The sequence below is a fragment of the Maribacter spongiae genome (genome assembly GCF_047345125.1).
GTDB lineage: Bacteria > Bacteroidota > Bacteroidia > Flavobacteriales > Flavobacteriaceae > Maribacter.
Window position 1 is genome coordinate 398,784 of the sequence record NZ_JBLFEQ010000003.1, and the last position, 16,171, is coordinate 414,954.

Annotated in this window: 11 protein-coding genes and 2 pseudogenes; 5 read left to right on the forward strand and 8 right to left on the reverse strand. The window is 35.6% G+C overall.

The window, feature by feature from the left end; all coding sequences use genetic code 11:
- Positions 1–6: 6 nt before the first annotated feature.
- Together ACKWB9_RS06535 and ACKWB9_RS06540 are read right to left on the reverse strand one after the other, a co-directional pair.
- Entirely contained in the window at positions 7–1,941 is a 1,935-nt protein-coding gene (locus ACKWB9_RS06535; RefSeq protein ID WP_414002199.1) for a polysaccharide biosynthesis protein, read from the reverse strand.
- Positions 1,938–3,026 carry a DegT/DnrJ/EryC1/StrS family aminotransferase gene (locus tag ACKWB9_RS06540; RefSeq protein ID WP_414002217.1) on the reverse strand — a complete coding sequence of 363 codons (1,089 nt, stop codon included), beginning with the start codon at positions 3,024–3,026 and terminating at the stop codon, positions 1,938–1,940. The genes ACKWB9_RS06535 and ACKWB9_RS06540 overlap by 4 nt, the downstream gene beginning before the upstream one ends.
- A gap of 481 nt (positions 3,027–3,507) precedes the next feature.
- On the opposite strand from ACKWB9_RS06540, the gene ACKWB9_RS06545 reads away from it, so the two are divergent.
- The 4 genes and pseudogenes from ACKWB9_RS06545 (at position 3,508) to ACKWB9_RS06560 (ending at position 8,085) form a co-directional block, all read left to right on the forward strand.
- Positions 3,508–4,536: an NAD-dependent epimerase gene (locus ACKWB9_RS06545; RefSeq protein ID WP_414002200.1), complete on the forward strand. Its 1,029-nt coding sequence runs from the start codon at positions 3,508–3,510 to the stop codon at positions 4,534–4,536.
- 333 nt (positions 4,537–4,869) lie between these two features.
- A pseudogene (locus tag ACKWB9_RS06550) lies at positions 4,870–5,414 on the forward strand (GDP-mannose 4,6-dehydratase).
- Between the two features lie 28 nt (positions 5,415–5,442).
- Positions 5,443–6,777 carry a UDP-glucose dehydrogenase family protein gene (locus tag ACKWB9_RS06555; protein ID WP_414002201.1) on the forward strand — a complete coding sequence of 445 codons (1,335 nt, stop codon included), beginning with the start codon at positions 5,443–5,445 and terminating at the stop codon, positions 6,775–6,777.
- Positions 6,778–6,789: 12 nt separating this feature from the next.
- On the forward strand, positions 6,790–8,085 hold the full coding sequence (locus ACKWB9_RS06560) for a nucleotide sugar dehydrogenase (RefSeq protein ID WP_414002202.1): 1,296 nt from the start codon (positions 6,790–6,792) through the stop codon (positions 8,083–8,085).
- A 141-nt stretch (positions 8,086–8,226) separates the two neighbouring features.
- Here ACKWB9_RS06560 and ACKWB9_RS06565 read toward each other — a convergent pair whose 3' ends face one another.
- The 6 genes from ACKWB9_RS06565 to ACKWB9_RS06590 all read right to left on the reverse strand — a co-directional run bounded on the left by ACKWB9_RS06565 (position 8,227) and on the right by ACKWB9_RS06590 (position 15,570).
- On the reverse strand, positions 8,227–8,448 hold the full coding sequence (locus ACKWB9_RS06565) for a hypothetical protein (RefSeq protein WP_414002203.1): 222 nt from the start codon (positions 8,446–8,448) through the stop codon (positions 8,227–8,229).
- A 138-nt stretch (positions 8,449–8,586) separates the two neighbouring features.
- The gene (locus ACKWB9_RS06570; RefSeq protein ID WP_414002204.1) at positions 8,587–10,053 is read right to left on the reverse strand and encodes a heparin lyase I family protein; all 1,467 of its coding nucleotides are present in this window, start codon (positions 10,051–10,053) and stop codon (positions 8,587–8,589) included.
- An 800-nt stretch (positions 10,054–10,853) separates the two neighbouring features.
- Positions 10,854–12,311, reverse strand: a complete 1,458-nt coding sequence (locus ACKWB9_RS06575) for a lipopolysaccharide biosynthesis protein (protein ID WP_414002205.1) — start codon at positions 12,309–12,311, stop codon at positions 10,854–10,856.
- Positions 12,308–13,135 carry a hypothetical protein gene (locus ACKWB9_RS06580; protein WP_414002206.1) on the reverse strand — a complete coding sequence of 276 codons (828 nt, stop codon included), beginning with the start codon at positions 13,133–13,135 and terminating at the stop codon, positions 12,308–12,310. The genes ACKWB9_RS06575 and ACKWB9_RS06580 overlap by 4 nt, the downstream gene beginning before the upstream one ends.
- Before the next feature lie 126 nt (positions 13,136–13,261).
- Complete coding sequence (locus ACKWB9_RS06585; RefSeq protein ID WP_414002207.1) at positions 13,262–14,386, reverse strand: glycosyltransferase; 1,125 nt, start codon at positions 14,384–14,386, stop codon at positions 13,262–13,264.
- Positions 14,383–15,570: an O-antigen ligase family protein gene (locus ACKWB9_RS06590; RefSeq protein WP_414002208.1), complete on the reverse strand. Its 1,188-nt coding sequence runs from the start codon at positions 15,568–15,570 to the stop codon at positions 14,383–14,385. Before ACKWB9_RS06590 ends, ACKWB9_RS06585 begins: the two co-directional genes overlap by 4 nt.
- 173 nt (positions 15,571–15,743) lie before the next feature.
- On the opposite strand from ACKWB9_RS06590, the pseudogene ACKWB9_RS06595 reads away from it, so the two are divergent.
- A pseudogene (locus ACKWB9_RS06595) lies at positions 15,744–15,852 on the forward strand (IS1595 family transposase); the annotation flags it as partial.
- Positions 15,853–16,171 lie beyond the last annotated feature (319 nt).

The following is a 16,171-nucleotide window of genomic DNA, read 5'->3' on the forward strand; positions in this document are numbered from 1 at the left end:
AAAAGTTTAAGACTGTACTATTTTAAGATTGGGCGCATTATGCTTAATATCATCCTTATTTTCATCTAATTCGCACAATACCGAATTATTAGAAACATATTCGGGAACAATTTCCTTCATTAACTTAACGGTATTTCCATTAAAGAACATATTAGTAATGCACAGTTCATCGATCTTGGATCTTACTTTTGCATAATCCAACTCCCTAACTTTACTGATTTTTATTTTTTTATGATAGGTCGGCAAAGTATTTTCTCCATTGGCCAATAATTCCTCATATAATTTTTCCCCTGGACGCAAACCGGTTATCTTAATATCAATATCCTCCGGATACTTTAGTCCCGATAATTTAATCATATTTTTTGCCAAGTCATAAATTTTAACGGACTCGCCCATATCAAAAATGAATATTTCCCCTCCTTCACCCATGGATCCCGCTTCCAAAACCAATTGAGAAGCTTCGGGGATTGTCATAAAATAACGGGTAATATCCTTATGGGTAAGTGTAAGGGGACCTCCTTTTTCAATTTGCTTTCTGAAAAGGGGGATTACAGATCCATTAGAGCCTAGAACGTTACCAAACCTTGTAGTGATGAATTTAGTCTTATTTTCCTGCTGCATACAGCCGATATACATTTCGGCTATTCGTTTACTTGCTCCCATGACATTAGTAGGATTAACGGCTTTATCCGTTGAAACGAATACAAATTTGTCAACATCATGAACAATAGCGAGATCTGCAACCGTTTTTGTCCCGGCAATATTTATTTTGATAGCTTCATAGGAATTATATTCCATTAACGGAACATGTTTGTAAGCCGCAGCATGGAAGACCATATCCGGTCTATGCTCTTCAAAAATGACATTAAGTCTATTTTTATCCCTGATGTCACTCACAATTGGCAGGAAATTGTGAAAACCATTTTGCTTCAATTCTTGTTGGAGATCATATAAGGCCGACTCCGCCTGATCTATCACAACTAAGCTTTTATATGAATAAGTACATATTTGCCTGACTATTTCGCTACCGATAGAACCGGCACCACCAGTTACAATTATAGTCTTACCCGCCAATTCCTTTGCTATCTTACTATTTTTAATCTGTATTGGAGCTCTATCCAACAAATCCTCAATTTGTACATTTTTAATTTGAGATACTTTGAGCTCTCCGTTGATCCAGTCTTCAATTGGAGGAACAATTTTAACCCTCACCGGAAAATCCACTAAGCTTTCCACTATACTTCTTAATCGCTTGGCATCAATGTTTTGGATTGAAAAAATAATTTCTGCAATATCGTTTTTAGAGATAAATTGCTCATTTAATATTTCTTTGTTATAGACTTGGACCCCATTAATACTTTTTCCAACCTTTTTATTATCATTATCAATATAACCTATTACTTTGGCGTTGCTTTTAGAATGGTTCGTAATTGTATTGTACGTTAGGATTCCCGATTCCCCGGCTCCGTATATAAGAACATTTTTCGTATTTCTTATTCCACCCGTTATATGTTGATAAATGGATTTAAAGATATATCTAGATGCCGTTAAGGCCACAAAACTAATGAGGCTATTAATTATTATAATAGATAGGGGAATTGTAAAATCATCCATTACCTGGAAGTGTCTATTCCCAATAATTAGAAATATTAATAATATGCTTGAAAGGCAAATAGCATTAAAAATATTGTAAACATCCCTCACCCCTGTATGCCTCACCACCCCTTTGTAGGAACCAATAATTACGAAGGAAATTAAAGCGATCACTATTACTAAGGGAAGTTGTATAAAAAGTTCGTTGACCTCAAAACTTAATGTTAAGTTGAACCTTATAAGGTAAGATAGGATAAATGAAACAACAACAATAAAAAGGTCTATCGCCAATACCAACCATTTGGAAGCATAGCGTTGAGCTTTATAGGTTAAGTATTTTTGTATCATCTTAAGATATTTTTAATATTCGAGACAACACGCACTAAGTCGTTTTTGGTCAAATTGGATCCACTCGGTAAACAAAGCCCTCTATTAAACAAGTCTTCTGAAGTGCCATCCGAAAAGTTCAAATTATCTTTAAAAATAGGCTGCATATGCATAGGCTTCCATAAAGGCCTAGACTCTATATTTTCCCTTAATAGAGCCAATCGTATTCTTTCCTTAATCTCAAAAGAAGGCGTCAAAATACAAGTAAGCCAACGATTGGAATAGAACCCTTTGGGTTCTTCTAAAAATTCAATTTCACCAGAAGAACTCAAATTCTCCAAGTAATATCCATAGTTCCTTCTTCTGGCATCTACCCTGTTCTGTAATACTTGCATTTGCCCCCTACCAATTCCGGCAAGGACGTTACTCATCCTATAATTGTAGCCTATTTTAGTATGCTGGTAATGTGGAGCATCATCTCTTGCCTGGGTTGATAAATGAATAGCTTGGTCAACGTAATCACTCTTTTTTGATAAAAGTGCACCACCTCCCGATGTAGTTATGATTTTATTTCCATTAAATGAAAGCACGGCAATATCCCCAAAACTACCACATTTTTGATTTTTATACGTACTTCCAAGCGCTTCTGCACTATCTTCTATAACCGGAATGTCATATTTACCAGCGATTTCATTAATACCTCCTACATCATAAGGCATACCATATAAATGTACCGCAATAATGGCCTTAGGTTTCTTATATTTTTTAATTCTGTCAACAATAGCTTCTTCCAATAATTTTGGCGACATGTTCCAAGTAGTAAGTTCACTATCTATAAAAACCGGAGTTGCCCCTAAATACGTAATAGGATTGGCAGAAGCTGAAAAAGTAAAACTCTGACATAATACTTCATCTCCTTTTCCAACACCCAATATTCCCAACCCCAGATGAATGGCTCCTGTTCCTGAACTTAAAGCTGCAACATTAATGTCATTCCCTATATAATTTTGAATATCATTTTCAAAACCTGATACATTTGGTCCCAAAGGGGCTATCCAATTTGTTTTAAAAGCCTTCTTTACAAATACCTCCTCAGAATTTCCCATATGAGGAGAAGAAAGCCAAATTTTATTTTGTATAGTTGTTTTCAATTATGGTTAAGTTATTTTGTCTTGAGATAGCACTGCAATAAAACAATGCAAAATAATTAATGAAAATAACGCTGATAATTTCTCTCTAAAAAATAATTGTTTACACTAGAACCATTTTCAGCAAATCTAAATATAAAGTTACCCGTAATATCCGAATGAAAAGAAACTTGTTAAGATAATTCGGCAAAGGTGTTGATAAACTCGGCTTAATACCATTCATGATTATTTTAATGAGTCAATGTATTGTATTTCGGTCCATAAAATCATACTTTAACAATCGATAATCTGTCAAGATGTTCAGTTAAAAAATCGACTAGTTCTGATTAGAAAATGATTATTGATTTAATTGACAGACATTAAGAATAATTTTAAGAATAAAGCGTTAATTGATTGATCTATTATTTATGGTCTTTAATAAATTTTGAACAAAAAAGTTATGAAAATTTTAGTTACCGGAGCGGCTGGATTCATTGGATACCATGTCATCAAAAAGTTAATAGCAAACAACCATATGGTAGTAGGAATAGATAATATTAACAATTACTACGATATAAGCTTAAAATATGCACGTCTCAATGAATTGGGTATCGATATAAATAAAGCAGAAAAGTTTAACTTATCAACAGAAAGTACAAAATATCCCGAAGCCTTCAAATTTATTCGTATGGACATAGAAGATCGGGCCTCCCTACCTCAACTTTTCATGAAGGAAAGCATTGAGGTGGTCTGTAATTTGGCAGCTCAGGCAGGGGTTCGGTATAGCTTGGAGAATCCGGAAACTTATATAGATAGTAATATTGTTGGTTTTTTAAATATTTTGGAATGCTGTCGTAATCACGACATTAAACATTTGGTCTATGCAAGTAGTTCAAGTGTATATGGATTAAACAAGAAGGTACCTTTTAAGATCTCAGACAATGTTGATCATCCCATCAGTTTATATGCAACAACTAAAAAAAGTAATGAGCTAATGGCTCATACCTATAGTCATTTATTTGATTTGCCTACTACGGGATTACGTTTTTTCACAGTGTATGGACCGTGGGGAAGGCCAGATATGGCAATGTTCTTGTTTGCGGACGCCATGTTAAAAGGTAACCCTATAAAAGTCTTCAATAATGGTAATATGGAGCGGGACTTTACTTATATAGACGATATTGTCGAAGGCGTCGTTCGCATAATTGAAAAAAACAACCAGAAAAGAATAGAAAATAAGGAACTATACAAACTATATAATATTGGAAACAACAACTCTGTTAAATTATTGGATTTTATTGAGACTATAGAAGAAAATCTTGGAATTACTGCAAAAAAAGAAATGCTTCCCATGCAACCTGGTGATGTAACAAAAACGTGGGCTAATATTGATGACCTAATCAAGGATTATAATTATAGTCCGAATACCTCAATAGAGGATGGTGTACAGGAATTTGTTAAATGGCATAAACAATATTATGGCATCTAATCTCCATTTTTTAGTGTTGTTTTAAGCGGAGCAATTGATTTTTTTGTAATTATTCACATTTTTAATGTGTTATATAGTTGTTTATCTTTTTATAAAGTATCCAATTCTCAACAAGCGATAAATTAAAGAACACTTTTTATAGGGCAAAAAATTCGATTTTGTTCTGCAAGATTTCTCCCTGAAAATTTTATTTGCAATACAAACGATCATTATGTCCATAATTTCATATGATACAACCATTAAAATCATTTTTTTACTTAAATTTTAGTTTAATTTGCATCTTATTTCTTGACAAAATGAATGTCAAGGGTATTAATTTCATTTCAAAGATTTATGACTCCATACACCTTGAAACTTAATTCGGAGTTTAAAATACTAGTAACCAGTGGATCTGGATTTATTGGATCCAATTTGTACGAAGTGTTGCTTAAAAATGGTAACATTGTTACTTGTCTAGACAATTTCGCCACTGGAAAAAGAGAAAATATTGCACAATTTCTTTCCAATCCCAATTTTCACCTAGTAGAAGGAGATATTCGTAATTTGGAAGATTGTCAACGAGCTTGTTTCGAAATTGATCATGTTTTACATCAAGCCGCTGAACATAAGGTCTATGCTAACCGATAATCCTGAAGCCGTGAATACCGTTTACAATATAGCCTATGGGGAGCGTACTGATTTAAACGAACTTGTTGGTCTTCTCAAGAAATACTTGAGTGTGTTCGATAAGAAAATAGCAAGCGCATCAGTTAAATATGGTCCTAACCATCAAGGTGATGTTCCGCATTCCTTGGCATCAATTAACAAGGCAAGAAAATTACTGGGATATAAACCCTCAATATGATATCAACACTGGATTGAAAGAAGCGGTAAACTAGTATTGGGAAAATTTAAAATAATAATAAAATGAATTTAACTGTTATTGGAACTGGTTATGTAGGTTTGGTAAGTGGCGCCTGTTTTGCTGAAATGGGCAACACTGTAACCTGCATCGATGTCGATGAAAAAAAAATAAATAATCTTAAAAAAGGAGTCATCCCTATTTATGAACCTGGTTTGGAGGCTATGGTAAGCAGAAATATAGAAAGTGACACATTACGTTTTAGCACCAATTTGGCCAAACATTTGGATAAATGTGATATAGCCTTTATCGCAGTAGGAACTCCAATGGGTGATGATGGCTCTGCAGATTTACAGTATGTATTGCAAGTAGCCAAGGAAATCGGCCAAAATATGAATCATTCACTGATTATTGTAGATAAGTCGACTGTTCCTGTTGGAACCGCCGACAAGGTTAAAGAGACCATTCAAAAAGAATTGGACAACCGAAATATGGAAATTGATTTTCATATAGTTTCTAATCCAGAATTCTTAAAAGAAGGGGATGCTATCAATGACTTTATGAAACCTGACCGCGTGGTCGTTGGATCCAATGATGAAACATCAACACAAAAAATGCGTAATTTATATAGCCCATTTTTCAGAAGTAGTATGGATCGACTGATCATCATGGATGTTCGCTCGGCAGAAATGACGAAATATGTGGCCAATGCAATGTTGGCTACCAAAATTTCATTTATGAACGAAGTGGCCAATATTTGCGAATTGGTGGGCGCAGACGTAAATAAAGTGCGAATTGGGATTGGTTCTGATAGCAGAATTGGTTATAGCTTTATCTATCCCGGCAGTGGTTATGGAGGATCTTGTTTTCCCAAGGACGTAAAGGCCCTTAAGAAAACTGCCCAAGAGCATGGTTATACCGCGCGATTGATCAGCTCTGTTGAGGATGTGAACAATGACCAAAAATTCGTTATCGCAAAAAAAGTAGTCAACCGCTTTGGGGAGGATTTAAAGGGAAAGACATTTGCCATTTGGGGGTTGGCATTTAAGCCACAGACCGATGACATGCGTGAAGCACCTGCTATTTATGTTATAAAAGACTTGGTGAAAAGGGGTGCGCAAATACACGCCTACGACCCAAAAGCTATGGATGAGGCAAAACATTTTTACCTTAAGGGCGTATCCAATGTATCCTATTACAATTCTAAATATGAAACTTTACAAGGTGCCGATGCTATGATTCTGTTGACCGAATGGAAGGAATTTAGGTCTCCGGATTTTGAAGAATTAAAACAACAACTTAATCAACCCATTATCTTTGACGGCCGCAATCAATATAATGACCAAATCATGAAAGAACTTGGATTTGAATATTTCCAAATAGGAAAAAATAAATTTTAATTGAAATAATTCATGGTAGTGCCAAGAGTAAAAACTCCTAAAATTGGAATAATAGGTTTAGGGTATGTTGGTTTGCCTTTAGCTCGCTTATTTGCGACAAAGTATCCCGTCATCGGATTTGATATTAACAAAAAAAGAGTGTCCGAATTGCAAAGTGGGGTGGATACAACGCTAGAAGTAAAAGTTACTGATTTAAAGGAAATTATACGAGAAAGTCCTAAAATAAATATTGGACTGTACTGTTCCGATAGAGTTGAGGATATAAAAGATTGCGACCATTATATCGTAACGGTGCCTACTCCTGTCGACAGTTTCCATAAGCCTATCTTAACTCCATTATATAGGGCTAGTGAAATCGTTGGCAAGATATTGAAAAAAGGGGATGTTGTTATTTATGAATCTACTGTGTATCCTGGAGCTACGGAAGAAGAGTGTGTCCCAGTGCTTGAAAATAGTAGTGGTCTAAAATTCAATGTAGATTTTTTTGTAGGCTATTCCCCTGAACGCATCAATCCAGGAGATAAGAGACATACTGTTGAAAAAATAGTAAAGGTTACTTCTGGTTCAACTCCTGAAATTGGGAGGAAAGTTGACAAACTCTATGCTTCTGTAATTTTGGCCGACACATATTTAGCTCCAAGTATTAAAGTTGCAGAAGCAGCTAAAGTAATTGAGAATTCTCAACGAGACATCAATATCGCTTTTGTAAACGAACTGGCCAAAATTTTTAATTTAATGGGTATAGATACCCATGCCGTTTTGGAAGCTGCTGGAACCAAATGGAATTTCCTTCCCTTTAAACCTGGATTGGTAGGTGGGCATTGCATCGGGGTAGACCCTTATTATTTGGCCCAAAAGGCCCAGGAATATGGATATATCCCCGAAATTATCCTTTCAGGAAGAAGAATGAATGATAGCATGGGGAACTATGTGGGGTCCGAGGTTGTGAAATTAATGGTTCAAAATGATATCAAGGTAAAAGGTTCAAAAATTTTGATTTTGGGAATTACGTTTAAGGAAAACTGTCCGGATGTGAGAAACTCCATGGTCGTTGATGTCGTCAACAACCTGAAAGGCCATGGCTCCAATGTAGCGATTTTTGATCCATTGGCCAGCCCTGACGAGGCTTATCAAGAGTATGGCATAAATACTATCAACACTTTGCCCAACGATAAATTTAACGCCATTGTTCTGGCTGTTGCCCATGATGACTTTTTGGAAATGAACTTAAGGTCCATGCTTTTTAAAAATGGAGTTTTATACGATGTAAAAGGCATTTTAAAAGAACATGTAGATGCCAGACTTTAATAAACTTAAAATATTAAACATAAAATAAAATCCTAACAGCATTGTCAGGATTTTATTGTCTTGCCTGATGGCGCGAAGAACCATTTGGACTGATTACCGGGAGCAACATCTTCATAAGTGCCTTCTGGACCTTTCCATGACTTAATGTATCTCCCCCACCTTTTCTTTAATACCGACATAAGGACCAATCTTAGGTGTGTATTTATTATATACAATATTATTCCCCTTTGTTCTCCTATAAATTGTAGTTGTATTTACCTTGTCAAGAACAACATCTCCATCTATCCAAATCTTCAATGCCCCGTCCTTGTTGTTCCCATCTCCGTTGGGGTTGGTTGGGCTTCCAATATATAACAACATCATGCCACTGATTAAGCTTGTAGGTTAAACTCAATATGCCCCGTGAAAAACCCGTACATCTGAAAGTTCACCCCGACAATTCCCATTGCTAGAAAAAACCAGTACGCTATTTTTTTCTTGTTTTTACACTCTTAATCTTACTTATTTACTTGAATCAACGTCTTGATAGGTTCCATTTGGACCCATCCATATCTTATAATTATCATAATACACATCGCCTTGGGGCGAAAACGCACCGCCCCAATATGTCCCGATTTTAGGTGTGATATCGCCAGTGACCTCTTGTCCATGCCGAGCGTATCTGTAGGCGGTAGTGCCTACGTGGTCAACTATCTTTTTACCATTCACCCATATCTCTATAAAGCCGTCACTTCTGACATCCATGCCCAATCTTCTTGACATTTCCGAAGTATCCGGCCCTTTGTAATCTGACCCGAACGCCCCTTTATAGTGAATTACAATATCAATCCATTCACCCTCTGTATAATCAAAGAACACTGATTCGGTATTGGAACCTGCCCCGTTTGCAGGTCGTGTATCAACGGAATTTACATCAGTAGATAAGCTGAAATACAATTTTCCATCTTCCTCTGCCTGTCTTAATGAAATGGCGTTTACCGTTTTACTACTTCCGTTGGCTATTAACCTGTTTTGGATTAATATTCTAGTTTCGGGCAATTTATTTTGAATATTAACGGAAACCCCCATCCAATGTTCTCTAAAACTTAAAGCGTTGTCCTTTCCTACTTCGTTTCTTTTTATGTCATTGTTGTAATCGCCCAACCATAATGCCCTGCCACCATTACGCCCTGATTTCAATGGCGAATCCCGATGATCTGTGGTTCTGGGCAATCCGTGGTCAACCTCCCAAAAATTCCCTGCTGGTTCTTTTTCGCCATTTGCCCCCCATTGGTCAGTTTCAAAATCCGTGCTAAAGGCTATCTGTGTCGGTAAGCCTGTTTCTTCGTCTTTTGAAGTACCGTCTTTTGAAGTTCTTGCCCCAATGTCTTCGAGGATAACGTTTTTAATCTCAAAAACATCACCATCACCATCACCGCCAAATACAAGGTCGTTACCGCCTGGGTTGCCCTTGCCGTTATACTCTATAACATAGGTTTTAAAGTCTTGTGTTAAGTTGTCATCAAAAACATTCCAAAATCTTTGGCCTACGCGAAAGACATCATTACCAGAAACCCGCCTAGCAGTAAATGTCAGCCTATACCTACGCATTATATAAAACGACTCTACCGATATGTTGGGGTATTGTGCCGACCAATTTGAACGGCTCCCTTGTATTCTACCACTTGTAATTATCCTTAAAACCCCACCAGTTGCAGTACTACCGTTCAGTAACTCCCATTCATTGGAATTTTCAAAAGTTCCGTTTAATAATAAATTAACACCATCACCTTTAGAGGTAGGCTCTGTTGGCTCACTTCCCTCTTCTTCGTCACTTCCGTCGGTACCATCACTTTCTATAGGGTCTGTTTCAGGATCCAAAAGGACGAGATCAAGTAATAAATCTGAATCCTTACTGCAAGAAGAAAAGAAAAAAACACTAAAAATAAGGCACAATAATACAACAGGATTTGGGGTATAAGATTTCATAAGGTTAAATAAATTGAGTTCCAGAATATTAAATTGGGTTTGATAAAAATATTTATAATTCAACAATCATCGGCAAATAGTTTCAGTTTTTCGATGAAATACCTATTTGGCGTTCAATATTTTACGGAATGAACTACGCTTTTGGATTTCACCGATTTTTTTATTCGATGAACTACCCTTTTCTTTAACAAATAGTTTGGATTTCTGGAATGAATTAATCTACTCCGCTCTGTACTATGGAGATGTCAGTCTTGAACAATGATCGTTGATAGCGTTTTAAAATCTTGCAGTTATCCCAAATTGACAAAACGTATTGGAATATGGGATATGCGAAATTTATAGCTGGAGTATTCCAGATGGAATAAAATGGTACAAGCTTAAAGTCTCACAGGTAGGTTGATATTCCGATTAATTTTTAATTTGTAATCTCCGTTACCAACGAAAATAATTCTTAAATCTTCCGAAGGCCTAATTACCAATGGTAAGTCCAAATTTTATATTCTGGACGTGCTAATAAATAGTAGATTTTGACTAACTGCCAAGAAACAAGGATTATAAGAATAACCTATCGTCTTTATTTTCAGAAGGTTTACCATAGGTTTCAAAATATCATTTACTAAAGCCTCTATATTGGTTGGCAAGGTTCTAAGCTCATATCATGGTACTTTTAAAAACCGCGGGAGGATAATCTAGCTCTATGGATTTGTTCACCACCTTTTTTATTACCGAATCGTCAATATTCCATGATCTTCTACCACTTCCCCAGAAATTTATTGGCGTCGGTTCATAAAATAAGAGTATTACCCTTTTTTCAATGTGTTTCTAATTGCCAATTCTAAATATTGCCCAAATACAGAAGGTTTAAACTTTAACAAAGCAGCACATAATATCAACAACACTACCGTAAATGCAATAAACATAGTAACATCAGTTTTTCCAAATAAATTAAATAAATACTTATAGGCAAAAATCAAAATACCTAAATACAACCCCAATCTCAATCCTGCCACCAAGGGTTGATAAAAATATTCTCCAATAGATCCCTTAAAAATATTTTTTACTAAAACGATCATCATCAAATAGTTTATAAAATGGCTTATAACAATTCCAACAGCCGCACCATTGATTCCGTATAAATAACCTAAAGCACCTGAGAGTACTATAATGATTACCGTAAAAATGTACTTGCGAGTAACATTTTTATAAACAAGGCCTTGGGCCTTAATAACCACATCTGTCGTTTTTCCGGCATTACTGAAGGTTAGAATAAGAAACATAATTTGCAGGGGTAAGACGGCTTCTGGCCAATTTGTCCCCATAAGAATTTGTACAATTTCTGCTGAAAAAAAAACTAGAAAAACTGTAGTGGGAATCATAATTGAGTTGCTAAACCCTAATCCAAATTTGTAAATTTTAATCAACCTTTCCTTCTCATCCTGGATTTCGGACATCACAGGGAACATAACTTGATTTACAATCTTTGCATGAAATTCACTCGGTATTTCCTTTACCCTAGAGGCTCTTTCATAGACACCCAGAATATCTTGGGCAAAGATTTTTCCAAATATCAGATTCAGCCCATTTCTCGATAAAAAGTTACTAAAGGTCAATAACATCATACCGGAACCAAAACCAAACAGCTGACGGGCTTCTTTATAATGAACCTTGAGGCTGATTCTTATAGGAGCCAAATGAAACAAAGCTATTGAACTTAGTGATGAGGCAATGAGGGTGGCAATAACAAGAGACCATACCCCATGACCATTCATAGCTAAATAAACACCAGTACCATAACCAATTACGTTTGAGATAATATTAACTATAGCGACATTTCTAAAAGAGTAATTTTTTAAGAGCAAATTGATCGAAATATTGCTCAGCGCAAGTAATATGAGGTTCAGGCACGATACTTTAATGAGATTATTCAACCTAAGGTCATTGTATGCCGATGCAATGGATGGGGCCATAATATAAAAAATGGTATACAATATTACTCCTAGAAGAAGACTGGTTTGCAAGGCGCCATTAATATGTCTGTTATTTATTTCCTTACGTTGCATTAATGCGGCACCCATACCTCCCTGTATAAAAATATTCCCAATGCCTATGATGGCATTGATAATCGCCATAAGACCATAGTCTTCTTTGAACAAAAGCCTGGTCATGATAGAAAAGTAAAGAATCTGTAAAACATTTAGGGAGAGCACCGATAATGACTGCCATTTACCTGCGTGCTTAATTTTGCCGCTAAGACTCATCCGATTTTATTGAGTATTATGCCCAACGCATTGATAAGCGGATGCTTTTTTACATTACTCAACCATTTGGCATCATATTTTATCTTTCTTTTCTCAAAACGGTTAGGTGTACCTGCAATAGTATGGTCATTGACCAGTTCCATAAATTCTGGCATCTCGTAGGAATCAAATCCAAAAAATTTTGACATATCGTCCAAGGTCTGCTGAGGCCTTTCAAAAAAATCCTCGTACTTGAGGTAAAAAACATCTTTTTTATTTACCTTCCTAAGCATAATAAAACACCACAATCTGTGTATATAGTTGGCAATAAGTAATTTAAGAAGGCTTATATCTTTTGCGCCGTATTTTTTTCGCCACTTTTGCTTTGAAAATGTTACGGCCCGCAAATCCCTTTTTAAATAGATGAACTTAAAATTATAAGGAGAATTTTGATAAAGAGATGTCCCATGAAATGCTTTCTTAGAGGAGTCAACCACTATGCTACAATTAGCCGTTTCAAAGACGGATGCGTAAATCTGGTTCATCAAAGATGCTACCTCATCATTCTTTGATTTTTGACGACCCTTATCTTTCCTTTTTGGATAGATAATCTTTGTGTTTTTTATTTCTCGAGGATCCGAAATGTTCAGGTGTCGATATATTTTATTCCAAAAATCACATTCCAATAAACTGTTACCACATGAACAATTCCAATCCCAAGTGAAACCAGGGCCAACTTTATGAATATAACCACCTAAAAGATACGTTTCCCCTACCGAAACAATTTGGGAAGATTTGGTGAGGATATTCTCAATCAAAGTAGACCCAGATCGTTCATTAGACATTATATAGATGATAGTTTGTCTGTCTTTCATAAAGTTTTCTTATTTGTTAACTGTTCCAAATTTTTATTGCTTAAAACAGGCTTTTTAAACAGTGGTATTAATTTTTAAAACCCATGTCCGTTGACTCTATTCTTCCATCATACCCTCAACAAAGTTAAGAATGCTAGAAGCCCTTTCACCAATTTCAAAATTCTTTGAGTATTCCAAGGCGTTCCTGGACATTTCTGTCCTTCTTTCCTCATCGCTGAGGATTGAGCCTATAGCACTTTCCAAAGCGGTCACATCCATAGGGTCTACCAAAATGGAAAAAGAAGGGTGACATTGATCCATTACTTCTGGAATCTTTGACGACACCACTGGCAATCCGCACGCGATAGCCTCAGCTATAGCATTGCACGACCCTTCCCTTTGGGTTGGAAGAACAAAAATGTCAGCTGCTGATAGTATCTCGGGGATTTTAGAAGAAGGTACGCTTTCTTTAAAAACAACTGAGGAACCCACCGGTTCCTGAGGTCCATTCCCCATAAATAGAGCTCCAACATTGTTCAGGTTCTGAACGGCCTCCAATACTCGCAAAGGTCCTTTATGAGGTAAGAACCTACCTACAAAAGCGACCAACTTAAGATCCATGGGCAGCTTATATTTCTTTCTCATTGCTGCCTTATTCCTTTGGTAGAATCTTGTCAGGTCAACAGCATTTGGTTTCATAAATATGCTGTTTTCGGGAATGCCAAAACCAATTAATTGATTTTTTAACTTGTTTGAAACAGCAACAAAACCTCGTATCTGTTTAATACTTTGATTGAAGTAATCCTTAGGATACATTTTGGTCAACCTTATAAGATCACTTTCTCCTATAGCAATGAAAAAAGGTTTATTGTAACTTTTCAGTGCATTTACAGCACTAATTCCATTCATCATAAAATGGGCGTAAACAAAATCAAATTTCAGATTATGTTTTTTAACAATTCTTTTTATGCCTTTAATTTGACTTAACTCGGCAACTTTATACGTGTTAAATGACCCTATTTGCATGTTGGATGCTGAAACAACTTTTGGGCGGTACACGGTACAATTCTCTATCCCATAAGTTTCAACCTTTTTGCGTTTGGAAGTCAAGATGTTTTCTGACGATATTATAGATACCTCATGTCCCAACTTACAAAATTGCTGTATCAAATTGTAAACGAATACACCCCTTGATGGGTTTTTTAACGAAGGATAATTATTGGATACTACCAATATTTTCATTGAGCTAGTTTTTCTTGTTTAACATTGGATAATATGTGGACAGTAGAACCTATCAACACCGCAAAAAAGAACCAGAATAATATTTTCCCTATACTACCACCTTGTTTAGACATATTAAAGATGACAATCACGAATAATACGAGATTTAAAGAATCCCCAGACCTTTTAAAATGAACCAAAAGTAATTTGGTCAACCTGACCAGAAAAGTCATAAATAAAATTATTCCCGGAAGGCCAGCCGCGATAAAAACGTAGAGAAAAATATTATGCGGTACCAAATAAATTCCCGAATACTTATACATCGTAGGTATAACACCTTCGAATCCAACCCCAATGATAACATTATCCTTAATTGCATTAAAAGCTCCCTCCCATAAAACATTTCTTCCTGTATCACCCTTTTCCACGGTTGCTAACAAGCGTTCTGCCATTATTGGATTTGATTCCAATAAATAGGTTATCAGCATACCAGAGCCAAGTACTCCAAAAATGATTAATGCCGATTTCTTGAGAACTGAAGTCTTTCTAAACCAGAGCAGAACAGCAAGTCCCAAAAACATAGATACAAAAGCTCCTCGTGAACCAGACGTAGCAACTATACTAACAAAGGGTATACAAATGGCACTAATGACTAGTAATCTTTTAATGGAGAATTTATTAATTAGTCGTGAAATAGCAATAAGGAAAGCTAAAGCAGCTTTTGCTCCCATAATATTAGGATTCTCTCCAAACAACCTTAACCTACCATGTTCATAAGTGACACCGTTACCAAGTGAAACCAATAAAAAAACCAAAAGCATACTAGCTATATAGCTGTTCAAGGCTAAAGGCAAAATTTTAGGCTTACAATAAAGATGAGCAGCAATAAAAGTCATAAACACTATTAAGAGAAGTGTTCTGTAGCCAAATGCATATTTTATTTCAGTTACATATTCAGAGTTTAAAGCAGAACAAATTAACACAACACAAATAAATAATAGTAGTGGTATTACGAATTTCTTTAGGGGTGCAAAATGAAAATTCCTGCCAATCAATGGAACCCAGCTTGCTAAATAAAGTATAGTTGTGATATAGGTGATTGAAACTGTCCCTACTAATTGAAAAGGGTCCCAACTCTCAAAAGTTATGGAAAATACAAGTAAAATTAAACAGTAATCATTGATAATATTTAAAGTCCTTATCATAATTTATTTAAGAGCATATAGCATCTGAGATGCAAATTAAATTAAAAAATAAGTAGGAACGTTGACTTAATAGATTAAAAACTAGTTTTTATAGATTACTTGAATATTTAAACTTCTTTTTTAATAAGGGTCATGACAACTTAAGCAATGTTTAATTTTGCTTAGTACCGGTCATGTTAATGCATAACAAGTATCTATATCGTTCAAGAATTTCGGCGGCTAAATTTAGAGAGCTGATAAAGCTATTTTCAGTTGATTTAAATGCAACTCAAATCAGTCAATCAATTGGTCTAAGTAGAAATAGCATCAATAAAACATTAACGGCCTTACGTATTCGTATAGCAGAATTATTTGAATTAGAAAAATCCTTTAAAGAAAAAATGGAAGTTGATGAACCCTTCTTTGGCGTTAAACGTAAAAAAGGAAAAAGAGGATGAGGAGCCTATGGTAAAACAATTGTATTTGGAGTTTATAAACGTGACCTCCTCCCGCTAAACCGGACAGTTTAAAAGTAGAGAATATCGGGCGAATAAATGTTTAACTTTAAACAAGTATTTGCTTATGAAACGATCAAAGTATTCGGAGTCGCAGATCGTATTTG